Annotated in this window: 24 protein-coding genes; 16 read left to right on the forward strand and 8 right to left on the reverse strand. The window is 71.7% G+C overall.

What is annotated here, in order from left to right:
* Nucleotides 1–47: 47 nt before the first annotated feature.
* The 3 genes from DDQ41_RS18315 to DDQ41_RS18325 all read right to left on the reverse strand — a co-directional run bounded on the left by DDQ41_RS18315 (nt 48) and on the right by DDQ41_RS18325 (nt 2834).
* Complete coding sequence (locus DDQ41_RS18315; RefSeq protein WP_109295453.1) at nt 48–815, reverse strand: SDR family NAD(P)-dependent oxidoreductase; 768 nt, start codon at nt 813–815, stop codon at nt 48–50.
* Nucleotides 816–866: 51 nt separating this feature from the next.
* On the reverse strand, nt 867–1202 hold the full coding sequence (locus DDQ41_RS18320) for a YnfA family protein (RefSeq protein WP_109295454.1): 336 nt from the start codon (nt 1200–1202) through the stop codon (nt 867–869).
* A gap of 99 nt (nt 1203–1301) precedes the next feature.
* On the reverse strand, nt 1302–2834 hold the full coding sequence (locus DDQ41_RS18325) for an FAD-dependent monooxygenase (RefSeq protein ID WP_109295455.1): 1533 nt from the start codon (nt 2832–2834) through the stop codon (nt 1302–1304).
* A gap of 174 nt (nt 2835–3008) precedes the next feature.
* Here DDQ41_RS18325 and DDQ41_RS18330 point away from each other — a divergent pair, with 174 nt between their 5' ends.
* A complete protein-coding gene (locus tag DDQ41_RS18330; protein ID WP_109295456.1) occupies nt 3009–3584 on the forward strand; it encodes a TetR/AcrR family transcriptional regulator in 576 nt (191 codons plus the stop codon).
* Between the two features lie 116 nt (nt 3585–3700).
* Here the strand turns inward: DDQ41_RS18330 and DDQ41_RS18335 are convergent, their stop codons facing one another.
* Both DDQ41_RS18335 and DDQ41_RS18340 read right to left on the reverse strand, forming a co-directional pair.
* On the reverse strand, nt 3701–4435 hold the full coding sequence (locus tag DDQ41_RS18335) for a Mut7-C RNAse domain-containing protein (RefSeq protein ID WP_109297811.1): 735 nt from the start codon (nt 4433–4435) through the stop codon (nt 3701–3703).
* A gap of 252 nt (nt 4436–4687) precedes the next feature.
* Nucleotides 4688–5251 carry a hypothetical protein gene (locus tag DDQ41_RS18340; protein WP_109295457.1) on the reverse strand — a complete coding sequence of 188 codons (564 nt, stop codon included), beginning with the start codon at nt 5249–5251 and terminating at the stop codon, nt 4688–4690.
* Between the two features lie 126 nt (nt 5252–5377).
* On the opposite strand from DDQ41_RS18340, the gene hemL reads away from it, so the two are divergent.
* The 3 genes from hemL to DDQ41_RS18355 all read left to right on the forward strand — a co-directional run bounded on the left by hemL (nt 5378) and on the right by DDQ41_RS18355 (nt 8764).
* A complete protein-coding gene (gene hemL, locus DDQ41_RS18345) occupies nt 5378–6694 on the forward strand; it encodes a glutamate-1-semialdehyde 2,1-aminomutase (RefSeq protein WP_109295458.1) in 1317 nt (438 codons plus the stop codon).
* A complete protein-coding gene (locus DDQ41_RS18350) occupies nt 6691–7383 on the forward strand; it encodes a histidine phosphatase family protein (protein WP_109295459.1) in 693 nt (230 codons plus the stop codon). Before hemL ends, DDQ41_RS18350 begins: the two co-directional genes overlap by 4 nt.
* Nucleotides 7384–7498: 115 nt before the next feature.
* Nucleotides 7499–8764 carry a polysaccharide deacetylase family protein gene (locus tag DDQ41_RS18355; protein ID WP_109295460.1) on the forward strand — a complete coding sequence of 422 codons (1266 nt, stop codon included), beginning with the start codon at nt 7499–7501 and terminating at the stop codon, nt 8762–8764.
* 59 nt (nt 8765–8823) lie between these two features.
* Here DDQ41_RS18355 and DDQ41_RS18360 read toward each other — a convergent pair whose 3' ends face one another.
* On the reverse strand, nt 8824–9303 hold the full coding sequence (locus DDQ41_RS18360; protein WP_109295461.1) for a VOC family protein: 480 nt from the start codon (nt 9301–9303) through the stop codon (nt 8824–8826).
* Nucleotides 9304–10053: 750 nt separating this feature from the next.
* On the opposite strand from DDQ41_RS18360, the gene DDQ41_RS18365 reads away from it, so the two are divergent.
* The 5 genes from DDQ41_RS18365 (at nt 10054) to DDQ41_RS18385 (ending at nt 15111) form a co-directional block, all read left to right on the forward strand.
* Complete coding sequence (locus DDQ41_RS18365) at nt 10054–10656, forward strand: TlpA family protein disulfide reductase (protein WP_109295462.1); 603 nt, start codon at nt 10054–10056, stop codon at nt 10654–10656.
* Between the two features lie 2 nt (nt 10657–10658).
* A complete protein-coding gene (locus DDQ41_RS18370; protein ID WP_109295463.1) occupies nt 10659–11399 on the forward strand; it encodes a cytochrome c biogenesis CcdA family protein in 741 nt (246 codons plus the stop codon).
* A gap of 3 nt (nt 11400–11402) precedes the next feature.
* A complete protein-coding gene (gene resB, locus DDQ41_RS18375; protein ID WP_109295464.1) occupies nt 11403–13334 on the forward strand; it encodes a cytochrome c biogenesis protein ResB in 1932 nt (643 codons plus the stop codon).
* Nucleotides 13331–14410, forward strand: a complete 1080-nt coding sequence (ccsB, locus tag DDQ41_RS18380) for a c-type cytochrome biogenesis protein CcsB (RefSeq protein ID WP_109295465.1) — start codon at nt 13331–13333, stop codon at nt 14408–14410. Before resB ends, ccsB begins: the two co-directional genes overlap by 4 nt.
* A 170-nt stretch (nt 14411–14580) precedes the next feature.
* On the forward strand, nt 14581–15111 hold the full coding sequence (locus DDQ41_RS18385; protein WP_109295466.1) for an SRPBCC domain-containing protein: 531 nt from the start codon (nt 14581–14583) through the stop codon (nt 15109–15111).
* Nucleotides 15112–15406: 295 nt separating this feature from the next.
* On the opposite strand, the gene DDQ41_RS18390 is transcribed toward DDQ41_RS18385, so the two are convergent.
* On the reverse strand, nt 15407–15730 hold the full coding sequence (locus tag DDQ41_RS18390; RefSeq protein ID WP_109295467.1) for a PLD nuclease N-terminal domain-containing protein: 324 nt from the start codon (nt 15728–15730) through the stop codon (nt 15407–15409).
* Between the two features lie 85 nt (nt 15731–15815).
* Between DDQ41_RS18390 and DDQ41_RS18395 the strand changes: the two genes are divergently transcribed.
* Nucleotides 15816–17267 (forward strand): menaquinone biosynthesis decarboxylase, encoded by a 1452-nt coding sequence (locus tag DDQ41_RS18395; protein ID WP_109295468.1) that lies wholly within the window; start codon nt 15816–15818, stop codon nt 17265–17267.
* Nucleotides 17264–18169, forward strand: a complete 906-nt coding sequence (mqnP, locus tag DDQ41_RS18400) for a menaquinone biosynthesis prenyltransferase MqnP (RefSeq protein ID WP_109295469.1) — start codon at nt 17264–17266, stop codon at nt 18167–18169. The genes DDQ41_RS18395 and mqnP overlap by 4 nt, the downstream gene beginning before the upstream one ends.
* 76 nt (nt 18170–18245) lie before the next feature.
* Here the strand turns inward: mqnP and DDQ41_RS18405 are convergent, their stop codons facing one another.
* The gene (locus tag DDQ41_RS18405; protein WP_109295470.1) at nt 18246–18842 is read right to left on the reverse strand and encodes a rhomboid family intramembrane serine protease; all 597 of its coding nucleotides are present in this window, start codon (nt 18840–18842) and stop codon (nt 18246–18248) included.
* 93 nt (nt 18843–18935) lie between these two features.
* Between DDQ41_RS18405 and DDQ41_RS18410 the strand changes: the two genes are divergently transcribed.
* The 5 genes from DDQ41_RS18410 (at nt 18936) to DDQ41_RS18430 (ending at nt 22765) form a co-directional block, all read left to right on the forward strand.
* Nucleotides 18936–19601, forward strand: a complete 666-nt coding sequence (locus DDQ41_RS18410; protein WP_109295471.1) for a UbiX family flavin prenyltransferase — start codon at nt 18936–18938, stop codon at nt 19599–19601.
* Nucleotides 19602–19774: 173 nt separating this feature from the next.
* Nucleotides 19775–20230 (forward strand): Lrp/AsnC family transcriptional regulator, encoded by a 456-nt coding sequence (locus DDQ41_RS18415; protein WP_109295472.1) that lies wholly within the window; start codon nt 19775–19777, stop codon nt 20228–20230.
* Between the two features lie 109 nt (nt 20231–20339).
* Entirely contained in the window at nt 20340–21503 is a 1164-nt protein-coding gene (mqnE, locus tag DDQ41_RS18420) for an aminofutalosine synthase MqnE (RefSeq protein ID WP_109295473.1), read from the forward strand.
* A gap of 341 nt (nt 21504–21844) precedes the next feature.
* On the forward strand, nt 21845–22369 hold the full coding sequence (locus DDQ41_RS18425) for a GNAT family N-acetyltransferase (protein ID WP_109295474.1): 525 nt from the start codon (nt 21845–21847) through the stop codon (nt 22367–22369).
* Between the two features lie 105 nt (nt 22370–22474).
* Entirely contained in the window at nt 22475–22765 is a 291-nt protein-coding gene (locus DDQ41_RS18430; protein WP_109295475.1) for a DUF4229 domain-containing protein, read from the forward strand.
* The last annotated feature ends 254 nt before the right edge of the window (nt 22766–23019 follow it).

Here is a 23019-nt window from a genome sequence, read left to right on the forward strand (position 1 = left end):
GCCGGGCGGAGCACGGGCCCGGACGGGCTGCCGTCCGGCGGGGCGGGTCAGTGTTCCCGGTGGACCTTGGTGTTCGACGCCTGGGCCCGGGGGCGGACGACCAGCAGATCGATGTTGACGTGGGCCGGGCGGGTGACCGCCCACGTCACGGTGTCCGCGACGTCCTCGGCGGTGAGCGGTTGGGCCACACCCTCGTAGACCTTGGCGGCCTTCTCGGTGTCGCCCCGGAACCGCGTGGCCGCGAATCCCTCCGTCTTCACCATGCCGGGGGCGATCTCGATCACGCGGACCGGGGTGCCGACGATCTCCAGGCGGAGGGTCTCGGCGAGGACGTGCTCCCCGTGCTTCGCCGCGACGTATCCCGCGCCCCCCTCGTAGGTGCCGTGGCCCGCGGTGGACGAGAGGACGACCACGGTGCCGTCACCGCTCGCGGTGAGCGCGGGGAGCAGGGCCTGCGTGATGTTCAGCGTGCCGATGACGTTGACCTCGAACATCTGACGCCAGTCCGCCGGGTCGCCGGTCGCGACCGGGTCGGCGCCGAGAGCCCCGCCCGCATTGTTGACCAGGACCTTCACGGGGCCTGAGCCGTCGAGGGAGGCCGCGAGGGCGTCCACGGCGGCGCGGTCGGTGACATCGAGGGCGTGGGCCGCGGCCAGGTGCCCGGCCTCCGTCAGCTCGGCGGCGAGGGCTTCGACCCGCTCCTTGCGCCGGGCGGTGAGCACCACGTGGTAGCCGGCCGCGGCGAGACTCCGCGCGGTGGCGGCGCCGATTCCGCTGCTCGCTCCGGTGACGACGGCTATGGGCGTGGCGGTCATGGCGGCTCCCGGGTCGGATGATCGTTGCCACCCGCCAGGATAGGCAGAGGGTCAGCGACCGCGCGGTCCGTACATGATCACCGCCATGCCCGCCAGGCAGACCAGGGCGCCCACAACGTCCCAGCGGTCGGGGCGGTATCCGTCGGCGACCATGCCCCAGGCGATCGAACCCGCGACGAACACCCCGCCATAGGCCGCGAGAACCCGCCCGAAGTCGTCCTGAGGCTGGAAGGTGGCCACGAACCCGTACGCCCCCAGTGCGAGAACGCCCGCGCCGATCCAGACCCAGCCCCGGTGCTCCCGCACTCCCTGCCAAACCAGCCAGGCGCCGCCGATCTCGCAGACGGCGGCGACGACGAACAGGGACACGGAGCGGGCGACGACCATGGGGGCAGCTTGGCACGGTCGGCCGCCGCGGCCGGGACGCGGGGTCGGTCCGCGCCCGGCCCGGTCCGTGCCGCGTGTGTGTGCGGCCGCGCCCCATGCTCACTCCCGTGCCCATGCGATGTACCCGTCCGGTCGGATCAGCAGCGCCTTGCGGTGCGGGTCGCGCCAGTGGGCCCTGGTGACGGGGCCGGGCGCCGCCGGCGGGGCTGCGTCCGAGCCGTCCGGTGCCACCAGGACGAACCCGCCCGCGCGCAGCAGCTCGTAGAGCCGGCCCTCCCGGAGGGCCAGGTCGGGGGCGCGCCTGCCGGTCAGCCGGTGGCTGCCGCGCGGGGCCCCGTACGAGATGCCGGTGCCCGAGATCATGCCCACCGCCTTGTCCGCCGCGGGCCGGACCGCGTTGAGGAAGCTCGTCGCCAGGACGCGGGTGAGGCGCTGGAGGGGTGTGTGCGCCATGGCGAGACGCACGATCGCCCCGCTGCTGCGCACCACCAGGGCGCCGACCGGGTGCCGTTCGGACTGGTAGGTGTCGAGAAGTGCTTCGGGGTCCGGGGCGTCGCCGCGCAGGACGGCGGTGAGCTTCCAGGAGAGGTTCGCCGCGTCCTGGAGGCCGGTGTTCATGCCCTGGCCGCCGGCGGGGGAGTGCACATGCGCCGCGTCTCCGGCGAGGAAGACGCGGCCCCGGCGGTACTCGGGGACCTGGCGCTCGTCGCTGTGGAAGCGGGAGAGCCACCGAGCGTCCCGCATGCCGTAGTCGGTGCCGAGCGCCTCGCGGGCGATCTCGCGCACCTCGTCCAGCTCGACCGGCCGGTCCTCCGGCTGGGAGCGGTCGCGCCGCCAGCCCATCACCCGGTACCAGCCGTCGCCGAAGGGGGCGATGAAGGCGAAGGCACGTCCTGTGCCGTTGACCGCGAGCAGGCTCTCCGGCTCCTCGGTGAGCCGCACGTCCGCGAGCAGGATCGAGCGGATGGCAGAGACCCCGGGGAAGGGCAGACCGAGTGACCGCCGGACCGCACTGCGCATCCCGTCCGCGCCGACGAGGTAGCGGGAGCGCAGCGCCGTCTCCGCGCCGTGCTCCCCGCGGAGGTCGGCGGTGACCGATCCGGCGTCCTGGTGCAGCCCGCGCAGCTCGGTGCCGTACCGGAAGGCGGCACCGGCGGCACGCGCACGGCGCTCCAGCAGCCGCTCCACCTCGTACTGCGGGGCTATCAGCAGATAGGGGAAGCGGGAGCGCAGCCGGGACAGGTCGAGGGAGAGCCGGCGGAACAGGCTCAGTCCCGTGATGGGCGTGCCCCGCGACACCAGCTCGTCCGCCAGGCCCCGGGCGTCCAGGAGCTCCAGTGTGCGTGCGTGCACCCCGAAGGCCCGGGTCAGATTGCTCCTCGCGGGCGCCCGCCGCTCGACGACGGTGACGCGGACGCCGGCTGCCGCGAGGTCGCCCGCGAGGAGAAGCCCGGTGGGCCCCGCCCCCACGACCGTTACCTGTGTCTCCGCCGCCGTCTCAGCCGTCTCGGTCTCCGTCTCGGTCTCCGTCTCCGTCTCCGTCTCCGTCCCGGTCCAGGCGGAGGCGGGCGTGGGGGCGGGGGAGGTGACCGTGGCGGTGATGGCGCTCCGGGCTGCGGTCTCGTCGGTCATGACGGTGCCTCCTGTCGATGGTCGTGCGCCGGGGAGCCGGTGCCCTGGAGTGGGCCACGGGGCGGCGCCTGCAGGTCGGCGAATGTTCGCCAACGAATGTTTGCCAACGCTTGTAGGCGACAGTAGACCCCGGCGCATTGGCATGTCAACGGTTGTTGGCCTACAGTTGTTGGCGTGACTCCCGAACCGCATGCCACCCCGCGCCGCTCCGACGCCACCCGCGCCGCGATCCTCGAAGCCGCTCGCGAGCGCTTCGCCGCGGACGGGTACGACCGCGCCACCATCCGTGCCATCGCCAGGGACGCGGGGATCGATCCGTCGATGGTGATGCGCTACTACGGCAACAAGGAGGGCCTGTTCGCCGCGGCCTCCGAGATCGACCTGCGGCTTCCCGAGCTGGGGGCGATGCCCGGACGGCACATCGGAGCCGTGCTCGTCTCCCACTTCCTCGACCGCTGGGAGCGCGACGAGGTGCTGACGGCCATGCTCCGGGTCGGGGTCACCAACGCCGCCGGCGCCGAGCGCATGGCGGAGGTGTTCCGGGGGCAGCTGCTTCCCGTCACCGCCGGAGTGTGCCCCGTGCAGGAGGAGGTTCCGCGCCGTGCCGCGCTCGCCGCGTCCCAGATCCTGGGCATGGCGCTCGCCCGCTATGTGCTGCGGATACCGCCGGCGGTCGACATGACCCGGGACGAGGTGATCGCCTGGCTCGCCCCGACGGTCCAGCGGTACCTCACGGCCGCGGCACCGTGAAAGCCGCCCGGGACGGCGCGCATGCCCCGGCCTCCGCCGTCGGCCGCGAAGGCGCGCATTCCCCGCCCGCCGCGGTCCACGGCGGTCCGCCGCCGTCGGCCGCGCCGGGACGGCCCTCAGCCGCCCGCGCCGCCGAACTCGCGCAGTGCCCCCTCGACGATCGACTGCAGCCGTGCATGGTGGGCGCCGCGCCAGTAGACCCGCTCGCAGGCCGTGCACTGCGCGAACACGTCGTACGAGCGCTGTGTGCCCTGCTCCAACCGGTGCTCCACCGCGGCCTTGTCCGCGTTCGAGAGTCGGCCGTTGCAGGCCGTGCAGCGGGTCCACGGCTCGAGAGCGGGAGCGAATCGCTGCAGCACGTCACGGAGCTGGTCGTCCGGGCGGTCGCTGTAGACGTACGCCCCCGACCACAGCTCCCGGCGGCGCAGCAGGCCCCGATCCCGGGACAGCATCACACGCCGCTCGCGGGCCGAGAGCGCGGCCAGTGCCGCGTCGCCGAGGTCCTCGCTCTCGTACGCGGCGTCGACGCCCAGGAGCCGCAGCCGCCGGGCGAGGGTGCCCAGATGGACGTCGAGAAGGAACCGGAGAGGGGCGCCGGGCACCCGCTGCGGGCGTTCGACGCCCATGACGCTGACATGCTCGCCTTCCGAGGGGACGTACGCGGTCTCGACGCGGTCTCCGTCCACCAGCAGCCGCCCGGCCTCGGTGAGCGGGACGCCGAGCGACTCCACGACATGCCCGAGGCTCGACGAGCCGTCCGTGACGAGCGGGGTCCGCCCCTCCCGGCGCTCCGCCGGGACGAAGAGCCGCAGCTCGGGGGCGAAGCTGATGTGGATCTCCGGTCCGCTCACGCCGCCAGCATGCCATCGGGCGGACGGCCCCAGCCAGCGGTCTCCACCGGACCCGAAGCGCCCGGCGCACTCCGGAAGGGCGGGCCCGGCCCGGGGGTGGACCGGCCGGTCCTCACCGGGCCTTCGCCGCGAGGCGGTCAGGGGCCCGGCACCGCCGCGCCGGCCCGGTGCGGTCACCGCCGCGGGGACACCGGCCAGGCGGCCCCGGCTTCCCGGGCCGCCGGTCCCCGCCCGATCTGCGAGCGCCCTCGCTCAGGGCCACACCAGGCAGTACGGCTGGTGCCCCGCCTCGTGCAGACGATGGCTGAAATCCTGCCACTCGTGCAGCAGTTGGTAGACGTCGAACGCGTCCCGCGGCCCACCGCGGTCCGGCACGGTGGACCAGATGAACGCCGCCGCGCCCACCGACTCCTCGCCGATGTCGCGGAGCGGGTCGACGACCGTCATCGGGAGCTTCACCACCGCGTAGTCGGGGTGGAGGACCACGAGTTCGAGCGGGGGCACCTTGTTCAGAGGCATGCCCTGAATGCCCGTCAGGACCATCGCGGCTATCGTCTCGGGTTTGATCTTGGTGAACATGCCGCCCATGCCGAGTTCGTCACCCCCGAGTTCCTCCGGGCGCATCGAGATCGGCACCCGGGCGGCCGTCGCACCGTCGGGCGCGCCGAAGTACTTGTAGGTCACCCCCATGCCCCGGCCACCCCTGCTCTCCACGGGCTCGGGCGCACCCGCCTCGTGCCGCCGGTGCTTCCCACGCCGGGCAGGCTCGGGACCCAGGTCGTCAGTCCCCTCGCCCAGTCCGCCACCGCGATGCATATCTCCACCCGACTGCTTTTAGGACGCACGGCCCCCGCCGCGCAACCCGATCATCGTGACAGTGACCTCCCCCGCGGACGTGCTGTGAAACACCTGTCCGCAAGAACGTCCCGTGCCTCTGACACCATGGATTCCGTGAGCTTTCCCTATGACGCCCCAGTTTCGCAGACGCTCTTCGACCGTGCCTCCCTCGTGACGCCCGGCGGCGTGAACTCTCCCGTCCGCGCCTTCCGGGCCGTGGGCGGTATCCCCCGGTTCATGGTGTCCGGCAGCGGCCCGTACCTGATGGACGCGGACGGCCGCGAGTACGTGGACCTCGTGTGCTCCTGGGGCCCGATGATCCTCGGGCATGCCCATCCCGAGGTCACCGCCGCCGTGCAGGAGGCCGTCGCACGCGGCACCTCGTTCGGCACGCCCGGTGAGGGCGAGGTCGCGCTCGCCGAGGAGATCGTGGCCAGGGTCCGGCCGGTCGAGCAGGTGAGACTGGTCTCCTCGGGCACCGAGGCGACCATGTCGGCGATCCGGCTGGCGCGCGGGTTCACCGGGCGGGCCAAGGTGATCAAGTTCGCCGGCTGCTACCACGGGCACGTGGACGCGCTGCTCGCGGCCGCCGGCTCCGGGGTGGCGACCTTGGGGCTGCCGGACACCCCGGGTGTCACGGGCGCGCAGGCGGGCGACACGATCGTGCTGCCGTACAACGATCCGGACTCGGTCCGCGCCGCCTTCCGGGCGCACCCCGGCGAGATCGCCTGTGTGATCACGGAGGCGTCCCCGGGCAACATGGGCGTCGTCCCGCCGCTGCCCGGTTTCAACCAGGGGCTCAAGGACGTCTGCGCCGAGAACGGCGCGCTCTACATCTCCGACGAGGTCATGACCGGTTTCCGTACGTCGAAGGCCGGCTGGTACGGCGTCGACGGCGTGGTGCCGGACCTGATGACCTTCGGCAAGGTCATGGGGGGCGGTTTCCCGGCGGCGGCGTTCGGCGGCCGGGCCGACGTCATGGGGCACCTCGCCCCGGCCGGTCCGGTCTACCAGGCGGGCACGCTCTCCGGGAACCCGGTCGCGACCGCCGCGGGCCTCGCCCAGCTCCGGCTCCTGGACGACGCGGCGTACGCCAGGGTCGACGGGGCCGCCACGGCGGTGCGGGGACTGGTCGCGGACGCGCTGGCCAAGGAGGGAGTCGTCCACCGGGTGCAGACCGCGAGCAACATGTTCTCGGTGTTCTTCACCGACGGCGAGGTGCGGGACTACGAGGACGCGAAGCGGCAGGAGGCCTTCCGCTTCAACGCCTTCTTCCACTCGATGCTCTCCCAAGGGGTCTACCTTCCGCCGTCCGCCTTCGAGTCCTGGTTCGTGTCGGCCGCCCACGACGACGCGGCCGTCGAGCGGATCGCCGCCGCGCTGCCCGCCGCTGCCCGCGCCGCCGCGGAGGCCACGGCATGACCGGTACGGGAATCAATACGGAGAGGACCGTCGTCCATCTCATCCGGCACGGTGAAGTGGACAACCCGGACGGCGTCCTCTACGGGCGGCGCCCCGGCTACCACCTCTCCGAGCTGGGCCGCCGGATGGCCGACCGGGTCGCCGAGTACCTGGCCGACCGCGACGTCACCCATGTCGCGGCCTCCCCGCTGGAGCGGGCACAGGAGACGGCAGCGCCGATCGCCAAGTCCCACGGGCTGACCCTGGACACCGACGAGCGGCTGATCGAGGCGGCCAACGTCTTCGAGGGCAAGACCTTCGGCGTAGGCGACGGCGCGCTGCGCAGGCCGGGCAACTGGCGGCACCTCACCAATCCGTTCCGGCCGTCCTGGGGAGAGCCGTATGTGGACCAGGTGGTGCGGATGATGGGCGCCCTCGGCTCCGCCCGGGACGCCGCCCGCGGCCACGAGGCGGTCCTGGTGAGCCACCAGCTGCCGATCTGGATCGTGCGCAGCCATGTGGAGAAGCGCCGGCTCTGGCACGACCCGCGCCGCCGGCAGTGCACCCTCGCATCGCTGACGACCTTCACCTTCCAGGGCGACGGGATCGTCTCGGTCGCGTATGCGGAGCCCGCGCGCGATCTTGTGCCTCCGCATCTCCTCGCGGGTGCCAAACCGGTCAAGGGAAAGTCCAAGGCGTTTGGCGCATAGCCGTATGGCCGTCCCGCACATTCCGTGCTGACCCCGGGAACCCCCTCGTTCCGCACGCCATCTCTCTCCATGCGAGTACGTGCGGGAACGCGACAGGGAAACGGGGGCGGCCGGCATGCGCGACATCACTCGAAGGAGCCTGCTCGGAGCGGGACTCGGTGCCGCCGCGGCCATCGGTGCCGCGGGCTGCGGCGCCGGTTCGCGCGGCGGTGAACCGGGACGGGGCGGCGGTCAACCGGGACGGAGCGGGGATGACACGAGCGGGGGCGGCAGCGAGAGGCCCGGTGCGTCGCAGCGGCCGGTGCGCCCCATAGGCGACGGCTCGACGGCCGACACGGGAGAGCAGCCCGGGCAGCCGGGGCCCCCTGCGCCGCTCGAACCAGGCCAGGCGCCGCCGCAGTTCGTGATCTTCTCCTGGGACGGCGCGGGTGAGGTCGGCAACGGCCTCTTCCCGCGTTTCCTCGAACTCGCCAGAGAACACGACGCGTCGATGACGTTCTTCCTCTCCGGGCTCTATCTGCTGCCCGAGTCCAGGAAGGCGCTCTACCGTCCGCCCAACAATCCGGTGGGGGCCTCCGACATCGGCTATCTCACCGACGCGCACATCAGGGACACCCTGAAGTACATACGGCAGGCATGGCTCGAAGGGCACGAGATAGGCACGCACTTCAACGGGCATTTCTGCGGCGGGCAGGGTTCGGTCGGCAACTGGACGCCCGCCCAGTGGGAGAACGAGATCCACCAGGCCGTGTCCTTCGTCACCCGGTGGAAGAGCAACAGCGGCTGGACGGACCTCGATCCGCTCCCCTTCGACTACCGCAGGGAACTCGTGGGCGGCCGCACCCCCTGTCTGCTCGGTCAGGAGAACCTCCTGCCGACGGCGAGGAAGCTGGGCTGGCGCTACGACGCCAGCTCACCGGGCGGCCGCCAGCAGTGGCCCGGGAAACGCGGTGGAGTGTGGGACCTGCCGCTACAGGCCGTGCCGTTCCCCGGCCACTCCTTCGAGGTGCTCTCGATGGACTACAACATACTCGCCAACCAGTCCCGGAATTCGACCAACGGGGTGCCCTCCCGCTACCCGGGCTGGCGCAAGCAGGCCACCGGGGCCTATCTCGGCGGATTCCGCCGGGCCTACGAGTCGAATCGCGCGCCGCTGTTCATCGGCAACCACTTCGAGCAGTGGAACGGCGGTATCTACATGGACGCCGTCGAGGAGGCCCTGAAGGCCATGGCCGGGAAGAAGGACGTGCGCCTCGTGTCGTTCCGGCAGTTCTGCGACTGGCTCGACGCGCAGGACCCGGAGATTCTCGCCAGGCTCCGCTCCCTCGAGGTCGGGCAGTCCCCGGACGGCGGCTGGGGAACCTTTCTGAGAGCCGTGTGAGGGGGCCCTCGGCCGACGCCGTCGCTCCGCACCGGACAGGGGCGGAGCGACGGCGTGCGTCAGCCCTGCTTCGGGTGGGGGCGCCTGACGAACTCGACGCCCTCCCCGTCGGGGCCGTACACGAAACCGACGTACAGCGTCATCGGCATCGTGCCGGTGGTCTCGATCTCGGTCGGGGCCGTCAGCGAGCGTGCGCCGGCGTCGACGGCCCGCCGGTAGAGGGTGTCCGGGTCTTCCGTGCGGAGGGCGAAGTGCACGAGGGCGGCGGCGCGGGCCCGCTCCTCGTCGGTCGGGAGGGGAGGCGTGTCGAAGGGCCGGCCCGAACCGGCCGGGCGGGGTGGAACCCGCGTCGAAGAGTTCGAGCACCCGTTCGTCGCCCGTGTCCAGGAAGACGCAGCGGTGGACTCCTGCCCGAGGCGCGCTCCACTCGCGTCGAACCGGAAGCCGAGCGCTTCGGTGCAGAAGCGGACGGTGGCGTCGAGATCGTGGGTGCGGAGGGCGACATGGTCGAGGCCCTGGTTGGGTGCGGCAGCACCCATGGCGGTGCTCTCCTCGCGGTCGTCTGCGTGTTCGTCCGGGCGGTCGTCTGCTGACCGGGGTGGGGCCCGCGGCGCCGAACGGCCCCGTCGATGCCCTGGCGCCCCGACGGCACGCCCGGCAGGGCTCCCGAGGCACGGCCGACGCACCGTCTCCGCCGGGCGCCGCGGCGCCGGATCGTGAGGCCGTTGTCTGTTCCGCGGTTCTGCGGTTCTGCGGCTCTGCGGCTTCGCGTCTCCGCAACGAGGGGCGAGGGGGCCAGGGCAACCCCAAGGCAACCGCAGGGCAACCCCGAGGCGCTCCGGGGATCCCGAGAGAGCACGGTGGGCCGAGGGGCCGAGCCGGACCGGCGGACGCCTACCGGTTCCATCCGCCCGTACGTCTCGCCGGACTTCTCCGGGGAAGGCCACTGCCGAGGTCGGTTCGCCGGACCGGTCGCCTGTCCGATGGTCCTGTTACCGCAATGCCGGCCCGCCGTACGCGGTCCGGGCGTGCCCGCGCGGCTCGGGGCCGCCTCAGCGACCGGAGGGGGACTCTCCAGTGCCGGCCGGGCCGCCGGCCCCGCTCTCCGGTGACCGGCTCGCAACCCGGCGGCAGTTCACGGACGCCGCCGGGAGGCGGGCGGGTGGCGTGCCGCGGCCCCGTCCGTGCTGCCCCAACCCAGCCGGAGAAGGGACGGTACGGGCGGCGAGCGCCACGGACGGCAAGGGGGGCGGCCAAGATCCCCTGAACCCGCATGCGAAACTTTTCACATGAGTCTCGTCCGTGCCCCTCGACGCACCCTGATCACCGTCGGCGCGCTCGCCGCCGCGTTCGCCCTGTCGGCGTGCACCGGCGATGCCGGGGGCAGGTCCGGCGGCGGCGGCGACACCAACTTCGTCACCGGCACGAGCGGGATCTCCACCGTCGCCGAGGGCAAGCGGACGACCGCTCCGCGGCTGTCCGGCGAGGACCTCACGGGCAAGCCGCTCGACCTGGCCGACTACCAGGGCAAGGTCGTCGTCCTGAACCTGTGGGGCTCGTGGTGCGCGCCCTGCCGCGCCGAGGCACCGTACCTGAGCAAGGTCGCCGAGGAGACGAAGAGCCAGGGCGTGGAGTTCATCGGGATCAACACCCGCGACCCGCAGACCGGCCCGGCGCTCGCCTTCGAGAAGGACTACGAGGTCGGCTACCCGAGCTTCCACGACCCCATCGGCAAGCTGATCCTGAAGTTCCCCAAGGGCAGCCTCAACCCGCAGGCCATTCCGAGCACGATCGTCATCGACCGTGAGGGGAAGATCGCGGCCCGTGCCCTGACGGGGCTGGACGACAAGCAGCTCCGCTCCATGATCGATCCCGTGGTCGCGGAGAAGTAGGGATGCAGAACGAGACGGTCATGAGCGGCGCGATGCTGCTCGCGCTCCCCGTCGCCGTCCTGGCGGGTCTGGTGTCCTTCTTCTCCCCCTGCGTACTGCCGCTGGTCCCGGGCTATCTGTCCTATGTGACCGGCGTCACCGGCACCGATCTCGCCGAGGCCCGGAAGGGGAGGATGGCCTCCGGAGCGGCTCTCTTCGTGCTCGGCTTCTCCGCCGTCTTCGTCTCCGGAGGGGCTCTCTTCGGCTTCTTCGGCTGGACCCTCCAGGAGCACCGCGAGGTGCTCACCACGGTCCTCGGTGTGCTGATGATCCTGATGGGCCTCTTCTTCATGGGCCTCATGCCCTTCCTCACCCAGCGCGAGTTCCGCTTCCACAAGCGGCCCGCGACGGGACTCGTGGGGGCACCCGTGCTCGGAGCGCTCTTCGGCATCGGCTGGACCCCGTGCATCGGCCCGACCCTCGCCTCGGTGACGGTGCTCTCCGCGCAGCAGGGCAGCGCGGGCCGCGGAGCGCTGCTGACCGCCGCGTACTGCCTCGGCCTCGGGTTGCCGTTCGTGCTCGCTGCCGTCGCCTTCCGCAGGGCTCTCGGTGCGTTCGGCTGGGTCAGGCGCCACTATGCCTGGGTGATGAGGATCGGCGGCGGCATGATGATCGCGACCGGCGCGCTGCTGCTGACCGGCGCGTGGGACGTCCTCGTGCAGGAGATGCAGAGCTGGTCCCAGGGCTTCCAGGTGGGAATCTGATCCATGAGCGAGACCGAGACGACTACCGGGAACGGGACGGCGAACGAGTCGGCCACCGGGACGACTACCGGGAACGGGACGGCGAACGAGCCGGCCACCGGGACGACTACCGGGAACGGGACGGCGAACGAGCCGGCCACCGGGACGATTACCGGGACGACTGCCGGGACCAGGACGGCGGATGAGCCCGGGACCGGGGCCGTCGGCGCAGAGCGGGCCGACCAGGAGCCCGGCGACCTCGGCGGCGCGGGGGACCAGCTCTCCACCGCCCCCCAGGAGCGGGCGGTGCCCGGCTCCTTCGGCGGGCGGCGCGCTCCGGGCCCCGTCGGCGCGGTCGCCTGGGGAGTCCGTGAGACGACCGGCTGGATCCGGTGGTTCTGGCGCCAGCTGACCTCCATGCGGGTGGCGCTCATCCTGCTGTTCCTGCTCTCCCTGGGCGCGATCCCCGGTTCCCTCGTCCCGCAGAACAGTGCGGACGAGGTGAAGGTCGGCACCTGGAAGGCGAACAACGAGTTCTGGACGCCGGTCTTCGAGAAGCTCCAGCTCTTCGACGTCTACAGCTCGGTGTGGTTCTCCGCGATCTACATCCTGCTGTTCGTCTCGTTGATCGGCTGCATCGTCCCGAGGACCTGGCAGTTCGCCGGTCAGCTGCGCGGCCGCCCGCCGGGCGCGCCCAAGCGCCTGACCCGGCTGCCCGTGTACACGACGTGGCGGACCGAGGCCGAGCCCGGGGCGGTCGGCGAGGCCGCGCTCGCGCTGCTGCGGAAGCGTCGGTTCCGGGCGCATGTCGCCGGGGACGCGGTGGCCTCGGAGAAGGGCTATCTGCGCGAGGTCGGGAACCTCCTCTTCCATGTCTCCCTGATCGTGATGCTCGTGGCCTTCGCCGTCGGGCAGCTCTTCAAGTCCGAGGGGGGCAAGCTGGTCGTCGAGGGCGACGGCTTCGCCAACACCCTGACCCAGTACGACGACTTCAGGTCCGGGTCGCTGTTCGACATCGACGACCTGGTCCCGTTCAGCTTCACCCTGGACCAGTTCACCGGCACATACGAGCCCAGCGGCCCGCAGAAGGGCACACCCCGCACCTTCGAGGCCGCGGTCACCTACGCCGAGGGCGCCGAGGGCAAGGACCGGAAGGCCGTCGTCCGGGTCAACGAGCCGCTGGAGATCGACGGCTCCAAGGTCTATCTGCTCGCCCACGGCTACGCGCCCGTCGTGACCGTCCGCGACGGCAGGGGCCAGGTCGTCCACCGGGCCGCCGTCCCGCTGCTGCCCATCGACAACAACGTCAGCTCCACCGGTGTCATCAAGGTGCTGGACGGCTACCGCGACGGGGACGGCGAGAAGGAGCAGCTCGGCTTCCCCGCCTTCTTCGTGCCCACCTACGCGGGCAAGGGCCACGGCCAGATGTTCTCCCAGTTCCCGGCCCTGGTGTTCCCGGCGCTCAACCTGAGTGCGTACCGGGGCAGCCTCGGCGTCGACTCCGGTGTCCCGCAGAACGTGTACCAGCTGGACACCCGCAAGATGAAGCCGTTCAAGGACGCCAAGGGCGAGGTGTTCAAGCAGACCCTGCTGCCGGGGGAGACGATGCAGCTGCCCGACGGCGCGGGCTCGGTCACCTTCGAGAAGGAGATCAAGGAGTGGGCGAGCTTCCAGATCTCCCAGCAGCCGGGCAACGGGCTCGCGCTCGCCGGTGCCGTCGCCGCGATCACCGGGCTCGTCGGTTCCCTGTTCATCCAGCGCCGCCGGGTGTGGGTGCGTGCCGTGCGCGGCGAGGACGGTGTGACGGTCGTGGAGATGGCGGGGCTGGGCCGGAGCGAGTCGGCCGGGCTCCCCGAGGAACTGGCCGACCTCGCCGCATCGCTCAACGCCGAGGCGCCGACCGCGCCCGACCCCGAACCAGCCGCAGCTGTTCCCGCCGAAGGGGCTGAGAAGTGAATCTCGCCGCCGCCAACAACGAGAGCCTCGCCGAGTTCAGCAACGTGCTGATCTACTCGGCCATGGCCGTGTACACCCTGGCCTTCCTCGCGCATATCGCCGAGTGGACGTTCGGCAGCCGCAGCAGGGTCGGCCGTACCGCCGCCGCCCTGACGGCGGACGGCCGGGCCGCCGCACCGGGGGTCCGGGTCGCCCGCAGGGGCGGCGGGACCACCGTGCTGGACCGCCCCAGGGTCGTCACCCGCTCCGCGGCCGGCACCCGGGACGTCCCCGACGGCCCCGGCGCGGCCGGCGGTGACCGGCAGGGCGACCTGTACGGCCGGATCGCGGTCTCGCTGACCGCCCTCGCCTTCCTGATCGAGGCCGCGGGCGTCGCGACCCGAGCCGTCTCGGTGCAGCGTGCCCCCTGGGGCAACATGTACGAGTTCTCCACCACCTTCTCCACGGTGGCGGTCGGCGCGTACCTCGGCTTCCTCCTCGCCAGGAAGAACGTGCGCTGGATCGGGCTGCCGCTCGTCACCACGGTCCTGCTGGACCTGGGCATCGCGGTCACCTGGCTCTACACCGAGAGCGACCAGCTCGTCCCGGCCCTGGACTCGTACTGGCTGTGGATCCACGTCTCCACCGCGATCTTCTGCGGCGCGGTCTTCTACCTGGGCGCGGTCGCCACCCTGCTGTACCTCTTCCGGGACTCCTACGAGAACAAGCTCGCCGAAGGCGGCGACCCCGGCTCCTTCGCCCGCTCCGTGCTGCACCGGTTGCCGTCCGCCGCGTCCCTGGACAAGTTCGCCTACCGCATCAACGCCGCGGTCTTCCCGCTGTGGACGTTCACCATCATCGCGGGGGCGATCTGGGCGGGCGACGCATGGGGCCGCTACTGGGGCTGGGACGCCAAGGAGGTCTGGTCCTTCATCACCTGGGTGGCGTACGCCGCGTATCTGCACGCCCGCGCCACCGCCGGATGGAAGGGCCGCAGGGCCGCGTACATCGCGCTGGTCGCCTTCGCCTGCTTCCTCTTCAACTACTACGGCGTCAACCTCTTCGTGAACAGCCTCCACGGCTACGCGGGGGTCTGAGCCGCCCACCGGTTCAGGGGAGGCCCCTGGGAGGCGCCGAAGAGGTCCGGCGAGGTCGGGAGAGGTCCGGCGAGGTCGGGAGAGGTTCCGATAGGTCCGGCGGGTCCCGGCGGGCGTCCGAGTGGGCGCGTACGGTAGCGGGCCCGGTCCGCAGGGGCGACGCTGGTGCCATGACGGAAGCGATCCCGTACGGCACCAGCGAGACCCGGGCCGGTGACGGCGGTCCGGTGCACGTCCTGCACTTCGTGTTCCTTCTGCCGCACCCGGTGGTGCGGGTGTGGGCGGCCGTCGCCACGCCCGAGGGCCTGCCGCAGTGGTTGGCCAGGGCGGACCTGCTGGAACCCCGGTTGGGCGGCGCGGTGACGCTCCGTTGGCTGAACGCGGAGGAAGGCGCCGAGGGGGCCGTGGTCTCCGGACGGGTCACGGCCTGGGACCGGGAGGCCGTCGCCGAGTACACCGTCGGGACTTACGGCCGCATCCGCTTCCACATGGAGCCGGCCCCCGCGAACTCGCTGGCGTCCGTGCTGCGCTTCACCAACGAGTTCGCCGGCCCGGACGGGCGGCGGCTCGACAACCTGGCCCGCTGGCACCGGCACTTCGAGTACCTGTCGGACGCGCTCGACGGCAGGCCCGCCGACCGGTCCGCCCGGACGCCCGAGCGCCTCGGCCGGCTCCGCGCGGAGTACGCCGCTCGCACCTGACCGCTCGTACCAGACCGCTCGCACCTGACCGGGCGGATCGCACGGGACGGCACGCACGCACGCACGTACGGCCGGCGCCGGCCCGGGGCAGTCGTCGTGGCCGATGCCCTCGTGCCACAGCTCCGGGTGAGCGTCGGCGAACTCCCGCGTTCGCCGGTCCGTTTCCCGGTCCGCCTCCCCGACCGTTCCCCGGCCCGTTCGCCCGTTCGTTTCCCGCTCCGGCTCCGGCTCCGGCTCCTGTTCCTGTTCCAAGGCCAGGCCAAGGCCAGGGCCGGGCCAGGGCCCTCCCGCCCCCTCAGGACGTGCCCGGGTCCTCGTCGCGCGTCTGGTCCTTGGCCCGGTCCCGGGGCTGCTTGGGGCCGTCCTCGTCGAGGGACTTCAGGAACTCGGGGTTGTCGTCGGGAGCCACCCAGCCGCCGCGCCTCGACGGACGCCGCGGGCCGCGGTTCTTCCCGGCGATCAGCCAGGAGATCGAACCCACCAGCGGGAAGAGCAGCACGAGGATCGCCCAGAGCGGCTTGGGGATGTGCCTGATCTCCTTCTCGTCCGTGGAGATGCAGTCGATGAAGGCGTAGATGCTGAGCGCCAGCGGCACCAAGAACATCAGCACCCGAAGCATTGGCGGCCCCCTGCGTGCGGAGAACGGGGCCGTGGAACGGCCCCCGTGACAAGTCCAGCGTAGCGAGTGGCAGATACTGGACGGCATGGCTTACGACGATCTTCGCTCGTTGCTCCGGGCACTGGAGCGTGAGGGCGACCTCAAGCGCATCAAGGCCGAAGTCGACCCGTATCTGGAGGTCGGGGAGATCGTCGACCGGGTCCAGAAGTCCGGCGGCCCCGCGCTGCTCTTCGAGAACGTGCGCGGTTCGTCCATGCCGCTGGCGATGAACGTGTACGGCACCGACCGCAGGCTGCTGAAGTCGCTGGGGCTGAAGGCGTACGACGAGATCAGCGCGAAGATCGGCGGGCTGCTCAAGCCCGAGCTGCCGCACGGCTTCGTCGGGGTGCGCGAGGCGTTCGGCAAGCTGGGCGCGATGACGCACGTGCCGCCGAAGAAGGTGCGGGACGCGCCGGTGCAGGAGGTGGTCCTGCGCGGTGACGAGGTCGATCTGGACCGGCTGCCCGCGCTGTTCACCTGGCCCGAGGACGGCGGTTCCTTCTTCAACCTGGGCCTCACCCACACCAAGGACCCCGACACCGGGGTGCGCAACCTCGGCCTGTACCGCCTCCAGCGCCACGACAACCGCACCATCGGCATGCACTGGCAGATCCACAAGGACAGCCGCAACCACTACCAGGTGGCGGCGCGGCGCGGCGAGAAGCTGCCGGTCGCCATCGCCTTCGGCTGCCCGCCCGCGGTGACGTACGCCTCCACCGCCCCGCTGCCCGCGGACATCGACGAGTACCTGTTCGCCGGCTTCGTGCAGGGCAGGCGCATCGAGATGGTCGACTGCAAGACCGTGCCGCTCCAGGTTCCGGCGCAGGCGGAGGTGGTCCTGGAAGGCTGGCTTGAGCCGGGGAGGATGCTTCCGGAGGGTCCGTTCGGGGACCACACCGGCTTCTACACGCCGCAGGAGGACTTCCCGGCGCTGACGATCGACTGTGTGACGATGCGCAGGCGCCCGCTGCTCCAGTCGATCGTGGTGGGGCGGCCCCCGACGGAGGACGGTCCGCTCGGCCGGGCGACGGAGCGCTTCTTCCTCCCGCTGCTCAAGATCATCGTGCCGGACATCACGGACTACCACCTGCCCGAGTCGGGGGGCTTCCACAACTGCGCCATCGTCTCGATCGACAAGAAGTACCCGAAGCACGCCCAGAAGGTGATGCACGCCATCTGGGGCGCGCACATGATGTCGCTGACCAAGCTCATCGTCGTGGTGGACTCCGACTGCGACGTCCACGATCTGCACGAGGTGTCGTGGCGGGCGCTCGGCAACACCGACTACGCCCGCGACCTGACCGTCGTCGAGGGGCCGGTGGACCACCTCGACCACTCGTCCTACCAGCAGTTCTGGGGCGGCAAGGCGGGCATCGACGCGACCCGGAAGTGGCCCGAGGAGGGCTACACCCGCGACGGGGGCTGGCCGGAGATGGTCCTCTCGGACCCGGACACGGCGGCGCTGGTCGACCGCCGGTGGAAGGAGTACGGCCTGTGAGCGCGTCGGCGGCGGCGGCCGTTCCGCGCCCCGGCCGGACCAGGGCCTTCCTGCGGCTGGTGATGATCGAGCACTCGGTGTTCGCGCTGCCGTTCGCCTATATCGCCGCGCTCACCGCGATGTTCGAGAGCGGCGGGAGCGTCGACTGGGTGACGCTGCTGCTCGTCACCGTCGCCATGGTCGGCCTGCGGACGTTCGCGATGGCCTGCAACCGGATCATCGACCGCGAGATCGACGCCCGCAACCCGCGGACCGCCGGCCGCGAACTGGTGACCGGGGCGGTGTCGGTGCGGTCCGCCTGGACCGGTGCGGGCATCGCCGTGGTGGTCTTCCTCGGTGCCGCCGCCCTGCTCAACCCGCTGTGCCTGGCGCTCGCGCCGGTCGCGGTCGTGCCGATGGTGGTCTATCCGTACGGCAAGCGCTTCACCAACTTCCCGCACGCGATCCTCGGGCTCGCCCAGGCCATGGGCCCGGTCGGCGCCTGGCTCGCGGTCACCGGGTCCTGGTCCTGGGACGCGGTGGTCCTCGGGCTGGCGGTCGGCGTGTGGATCGGCGGCTTCGACCTGATCTTCGCCTGCCAGGACGTGCGGGCCGACCGCGCCCACGGCGTGATGTCGGTCCCGGCCCGCTTCGGCATCCCGGCCGCGCTGTGGGGTGCCCGGGCCTGCCACGCCGTGACGATGGGCCTCTTCGCCTGGTACGCCCTGGCCACCGGCGCCGGGGCCTTCCTCTGGCTGGGCCTGGCGGTCGTCGCGGTGGCGTTCGTCTACGAGCACTCGATCGTGACGCCGCACGACCTGTCCCGGCTGAACCGGGCGTTCTTCACCGTCAACGGTTTCATCGGCATTGCCCTCTTCGTGTGCGCGCTGACCGATCTGTCGGTCAGGGGCCTCACCCCGTAGCCACCGTGCGGCCGGCCCTGGCCGGCCCTGGTCGGCCCGGGGCGTCGGCGCCTGCTCGGCCTCAGGCGCCCGCCCGTCAGACGGTGGTCGCGGCCGGTCTCCGGCGGAACACGAACGCCGCCACCACGCCCGCCACCAGGCCGATGAGGTGCCCCTGCCAGCTCACGCCCGTGTTCGCGGGGGAGAGGCCCAGCAGGATCGAGCCGCCCCAGAGCGCGCCGACCACCAGGCCGACGCCGATGTCCAGCGGCCGGCGGTCCACGAAGCCGCGGACCAGCAGATAGCCGAAGAGGCCGAAGACCAGACCGGACGCGCCCGCCGTGTTGGAACCGGGCGGCGAGAGCAGCCACACGCCGAGACCGCTGGCCACGATGATCAGCGCGGCCACCGCCAGGAAGCGGCGGATGCCGCCGAGTGCGGCGAGGAAGCCGAAGACCAGCAGCGGAACGGTGTTCGACGCCAGATGGCCGAAGCCGAAGTGGATGAAGGACGCCGGGACGACGTCCGCCAGCTCCGCGGGCTCGCGCGGGGTGATCCCGTATGCGTCGAGGCCGTGGCCCGTGATGTGGTCGAGCGCCTCCAGCGCCCAGAGCAGCGCCACCCAGGCCAGCATCAGCTTGCCGGCGGCCTTCGCCCGGTCGGTCCGGCTCGGCTCCAGCGAGGTGGTCGGCATCCTGTCCCCTCTGTGGTTGCGGCGTCTTTCCCCGGAAACGTCCGGGGCACCTGACTCGGTTCCGCCACCCGGTGGCCGGATAGGCTCACTGCCATGAACGACGCCAACCGCACCCCGTGGGTCGTCGGGGTCTCCGGCGCGTCCGGGACCCCCTACGCCGCGGCCGTGCTGCGCGGGCTGCTCGACGCGGGCGAGAGCGTCGACCTGGTGGTGTCGCGGGCCTCGCGGCTCACCCTGCTCGACGAGACGGGGATCGCGTTCCGGGACGCCCACTGGCAGGACGATCTGCGCACCTGGCTGGAGCGGGGCGCGGACGGCAAGCCCGGCACCTTCCGGGTGGACGTGGGCGCGGTGCGCCACTGGGCGGCCGGCGACCTGGCCGCCGGGCCGTCCTCGGGGTCGTACCCGGTGAAGGGCATGCTGATCGTGCCGGCGTCCACCGCCTGCGTCGCCGGGGTGGCGCTCGGGTTGTCCAAGGACCTGCTCCAGCGGGCGGCGAGCGTCACACTGAAGGAACGGCGCAGGCTTGTCGTCGCCGTGCGGGAGACCCCGCTGAACGGTCAGACCCTGCGGCATCTGGTGGCGCTCGACGAGGCGGGTGCGCAGGTCCTGCCCGCGTCCCCCGCCTTCTACGCGGGGGCGACGCACATTCAGGACCTGGTGGACTTCGTGGCGGGGCGGGTGCTGGACGCGGCGGGTGTCGCCCACGGCCTGTACCGCCGCTGGGAGGGAGAGCTGGGGGGCTCCAGGGCCGACTAGCGAAGTACGGGACCAGCCGACCGACCGACGCGCGAGGGGCGGCCCGTCCCGTCCGGGCGGCCCGTGTCCGCGATCGTTCCGGATACGCATGGGCAACGCGGGGCGTACACCTGCGCGCCTTGGATTACACACGTAAAATTGCGGTAGCGATGAATAATGGAAGGCTCAGGCATATGGACGCCGTGGATAGGCAGCTCATCCAGGCCCTGCGCGAGAACGGCAGGGCCTCGTACGCCGAGCTCGGCCGGCTCGTGGGACTCTCCGGTCCCTCCGTCACCGACCGCATCAACCGCCTGGAGGCCGGTGGCGTCATCACCGGGTACCGGGCGACCGTCGACGCCGCCTCGCTCGGCCTCGGCGTCACCGCCCTGATCGGCATCTCCCTCTCCGACGCCACCGACCACGAGGACGTCGCGCAGCGGCTGCGCGACCTCGCGGAGATCGAGGACTGCTGGTTCATCGCGGGCGACGACTCGTACATGCTCAAGGTGCGCGCCGGCGACGTCGACGGCCTGGAGAAGACGATCCGCCGGCTGTCGGGCACGAAGGGCGTGTCGCGGACGCGTACCACCATCGTGCTGTCCACGAAGTGGGAGAACCGGGTCGGGGACCTCCCCGAAGAGGTCTAGGCGTAACGTGGGTGCGGCCTCCGGCGATCCGGGGGCGCGCCCGGGGAAGGCCCCGGGACAGGCGCAGTACGAGGACATCGCAGTACGAGGACATCTGGGAGGCGGCCGCATGGACGCGGGGCTCAAGCGCGAGCTGGAGGAGAAGGTCCGGGCCGGCGAGCGGCTGACCCGCGAGGACGGCATCGCCCTCTACGCGTCGGACGACCTGGCCTGGCTCGGCGGTCTCGCCCACGAGGTCCGTACGCGCAAGAACGGCGACGTGGTCCACTTCAACGTCAACCGCCACCTGAACATGACGAACGTCTGCACGGCGTCGTGCGCGTACTGCTCCTTCCAGCGCAAGCCGGGTGAGAAGGACGCGTACACGATGCGCATCGAGGAGGCCGTCCGTCTCGCCAAGGCGATGGAGAGCGAGAACCTCACCGAGCTGCACATCGTCAACGGGCTGCACCCGAACCTCCCCTGGCGCTACTACCCCCGGTCGCTGCGCGAGCTGAAGCAGGCGCTGCCGGACGTCTCGCTGAAGGCCTTCACCGCGACCGAGATCCACCACTTCGAGACGATCTCCGGGCTGACCGCCTCGGAGATCCTGGACGAACTGATCGACGCGGGTCTGGAGTCGCTGACCGGTGGCGGCGCCGAGATCTTCGACTGGGAGGTCCGGCGGCACATCGTGGACCACCGCACCCACTGGGAGGACTGGTCCCGGATCCACCGCCTCGCGCACCAGAAGGGCCTGAAGACTCCGTGCACCATGCTGTACGGGCACATCGAGGAGCCCCGCCACCGGGTGGACCACGTCCTGCGGCTGCGTGAACTGCAGGACGAGACAGGCGGCTTCCAGGTCTTCATCCCGCTGCGGTACCAGCACGACTTCGTCGACATGCAGGACGGCAAGGTCCGCAACAGGCTCCAGGCGCGGACGACGATGGCGACGGGCGCGGAGGCCCTGAAGACGTTCGCGGTCTCCCGGCTCCTGTTCGACAACGTCCCGCACGTCAAGGTCTTCTGGGTGATGCACGGTGTGCAGACCGCGCAACTGGCGTTGCAGCACGGTGCGGACGACATGGACGGCTCGGTCGTCGAGTACAAGATCACACACGACGCGGACAACTACGGCACGCCGAACAAGCTGACGCGCGACGACCTGCTGGAGCTGATCCGCGACGCCGGCTTCCGGCCGGTGGAGCGGAACACCCGCTACGAGGTCATCCGCGAGTACCCGGGCCCCGACGGCGACCGCCGGGAGTCGCCGCAGCCCATGCGGGTCTGACGTACCCGCTTCCGTACGCGGCCCCGTGCGGGGCCGACGCAGACGCCCCCGTGCGCGCCCCCTTGCGGCTCCCGCACGGGGGCGCGCCGCGTCGCGCCGCCGCCCGCGAGGACGAACCGGCCCGCCAAGCCGTCGACGCGGGCCGTGCGGGCCTTCCCCGCCGTTCCCGCTCTCCCCGCCGTGCGTGCCTTCCCCGCCGTTCCCGCCGTTCCCGCCGTTCCCGCCGTCCGGGCCGTCCGGGCCGTCCGGGCCGTCCGGGCCGTGCGTGCCTTCCCCGCTCTCCGGGCCGTCCGGCCGACCGTCCGTGCCGGCCCGCAGCGGGGCGTTGTTATCGTCGGGCCATGGCTCTGGAATTCTCGCTCGATCCGCCCGTCGGCCCCGTGCTCCGCGACGGGATCCTGGGGCTCTGGACCGATGTGAGCAACGCGGACGGGGCCGTGGGGTTCGTACCGCCGGTCAGCCGGGAGGACGTCCGGCCCGAACTGGTACGGCACCTGGTCGCGATGGCCGAGGGACGGGCGCGGCTGCTCGTCGGGCGGGACGCGGACGGCGAGGTCGCCGCCGCGGCGTTCCTCACGTACAACGCGCACCGGCTGATGCGCCACTGGATCTGGCTCTACACCGTGATGGTGCATCCCCGGCACCAGGGCAGGGGCTACGGCCGGCAACTGCTCGCCGCCGCCGCCGACGCCGCCCGCGGGATGGGCGGTGTCGACGCGATACGGCTCACCTGCCGCAGCGGTGCGGGCCTGGAGCGGTTCTACGCCTCGTGCGGATACAAGGAGGTCGGACGGGTGCCCGACGCGATCCGAGTCTCCGACGGCGACTACCGCGACGACATCACCATGCTGCTCCCACTGGTCTGATCTTCCCCGGGTGCCGTCCGCGGCGGAGGGGCCGGAGCCGCCTGAATGAGCCGAACCGGGACATGCTTCACTGGACGGGCGACTCAGAGAAGGAAAGGGGCCGTCGTGTCCGACAGCAAGACGAGCGCCACGCTCCGGTACACCCTCATGCGGTTCGGCGTCTTCGCCGGCTGCTTCCTCGTCCTGTGGGGGCTGGTGTACCTGCGCGTACTGCCGCGCGGCCTCGGTGACTCCAACCTGCTGTGGGTCCTCGTGCTGTCCGTCCTGGTCTCGGCGCCGCTGAGCTTCGTGCTGCTGCGCCGCCAGCGCGAGGCGATGTCCGAGCAGATCGTCACCAAGGTCGACCGGGCGAAGACGCGGCTGGAGGCCAACCGCACGCGCGAGGACGTCCAGTAGCGCGCCAAGCCGTCCGCCGACTCCACCGGCGTGAGTGAGCTTCCTCACGACCGGCCTTCTCCATCCTGCCGCCCTGGCGGGGAGTGCCCGCTCCCGCGCCGGGGTGGCGCCGTTTTCGGACATCCATGGCGTGATCGTGGCCCAAAGTGCGGCTTTGAGGGTCTCAAAGTTCAAGTGTTAACGTGTGGTCCATGACGACAGCAGTGTGCCCTCGAACGGTCATGAGCCTCCCGCTCGTGACGCGGCTGCACGTC

The organism is Streptomyces spongiicola (assembly GCF_003122365.1).
GTDB lineage: Bacteria > Actinomycetota > Actinomycetes > Streptomycetales > Streptomycetaceae > Streptomyces > Streptomyces spongiicola.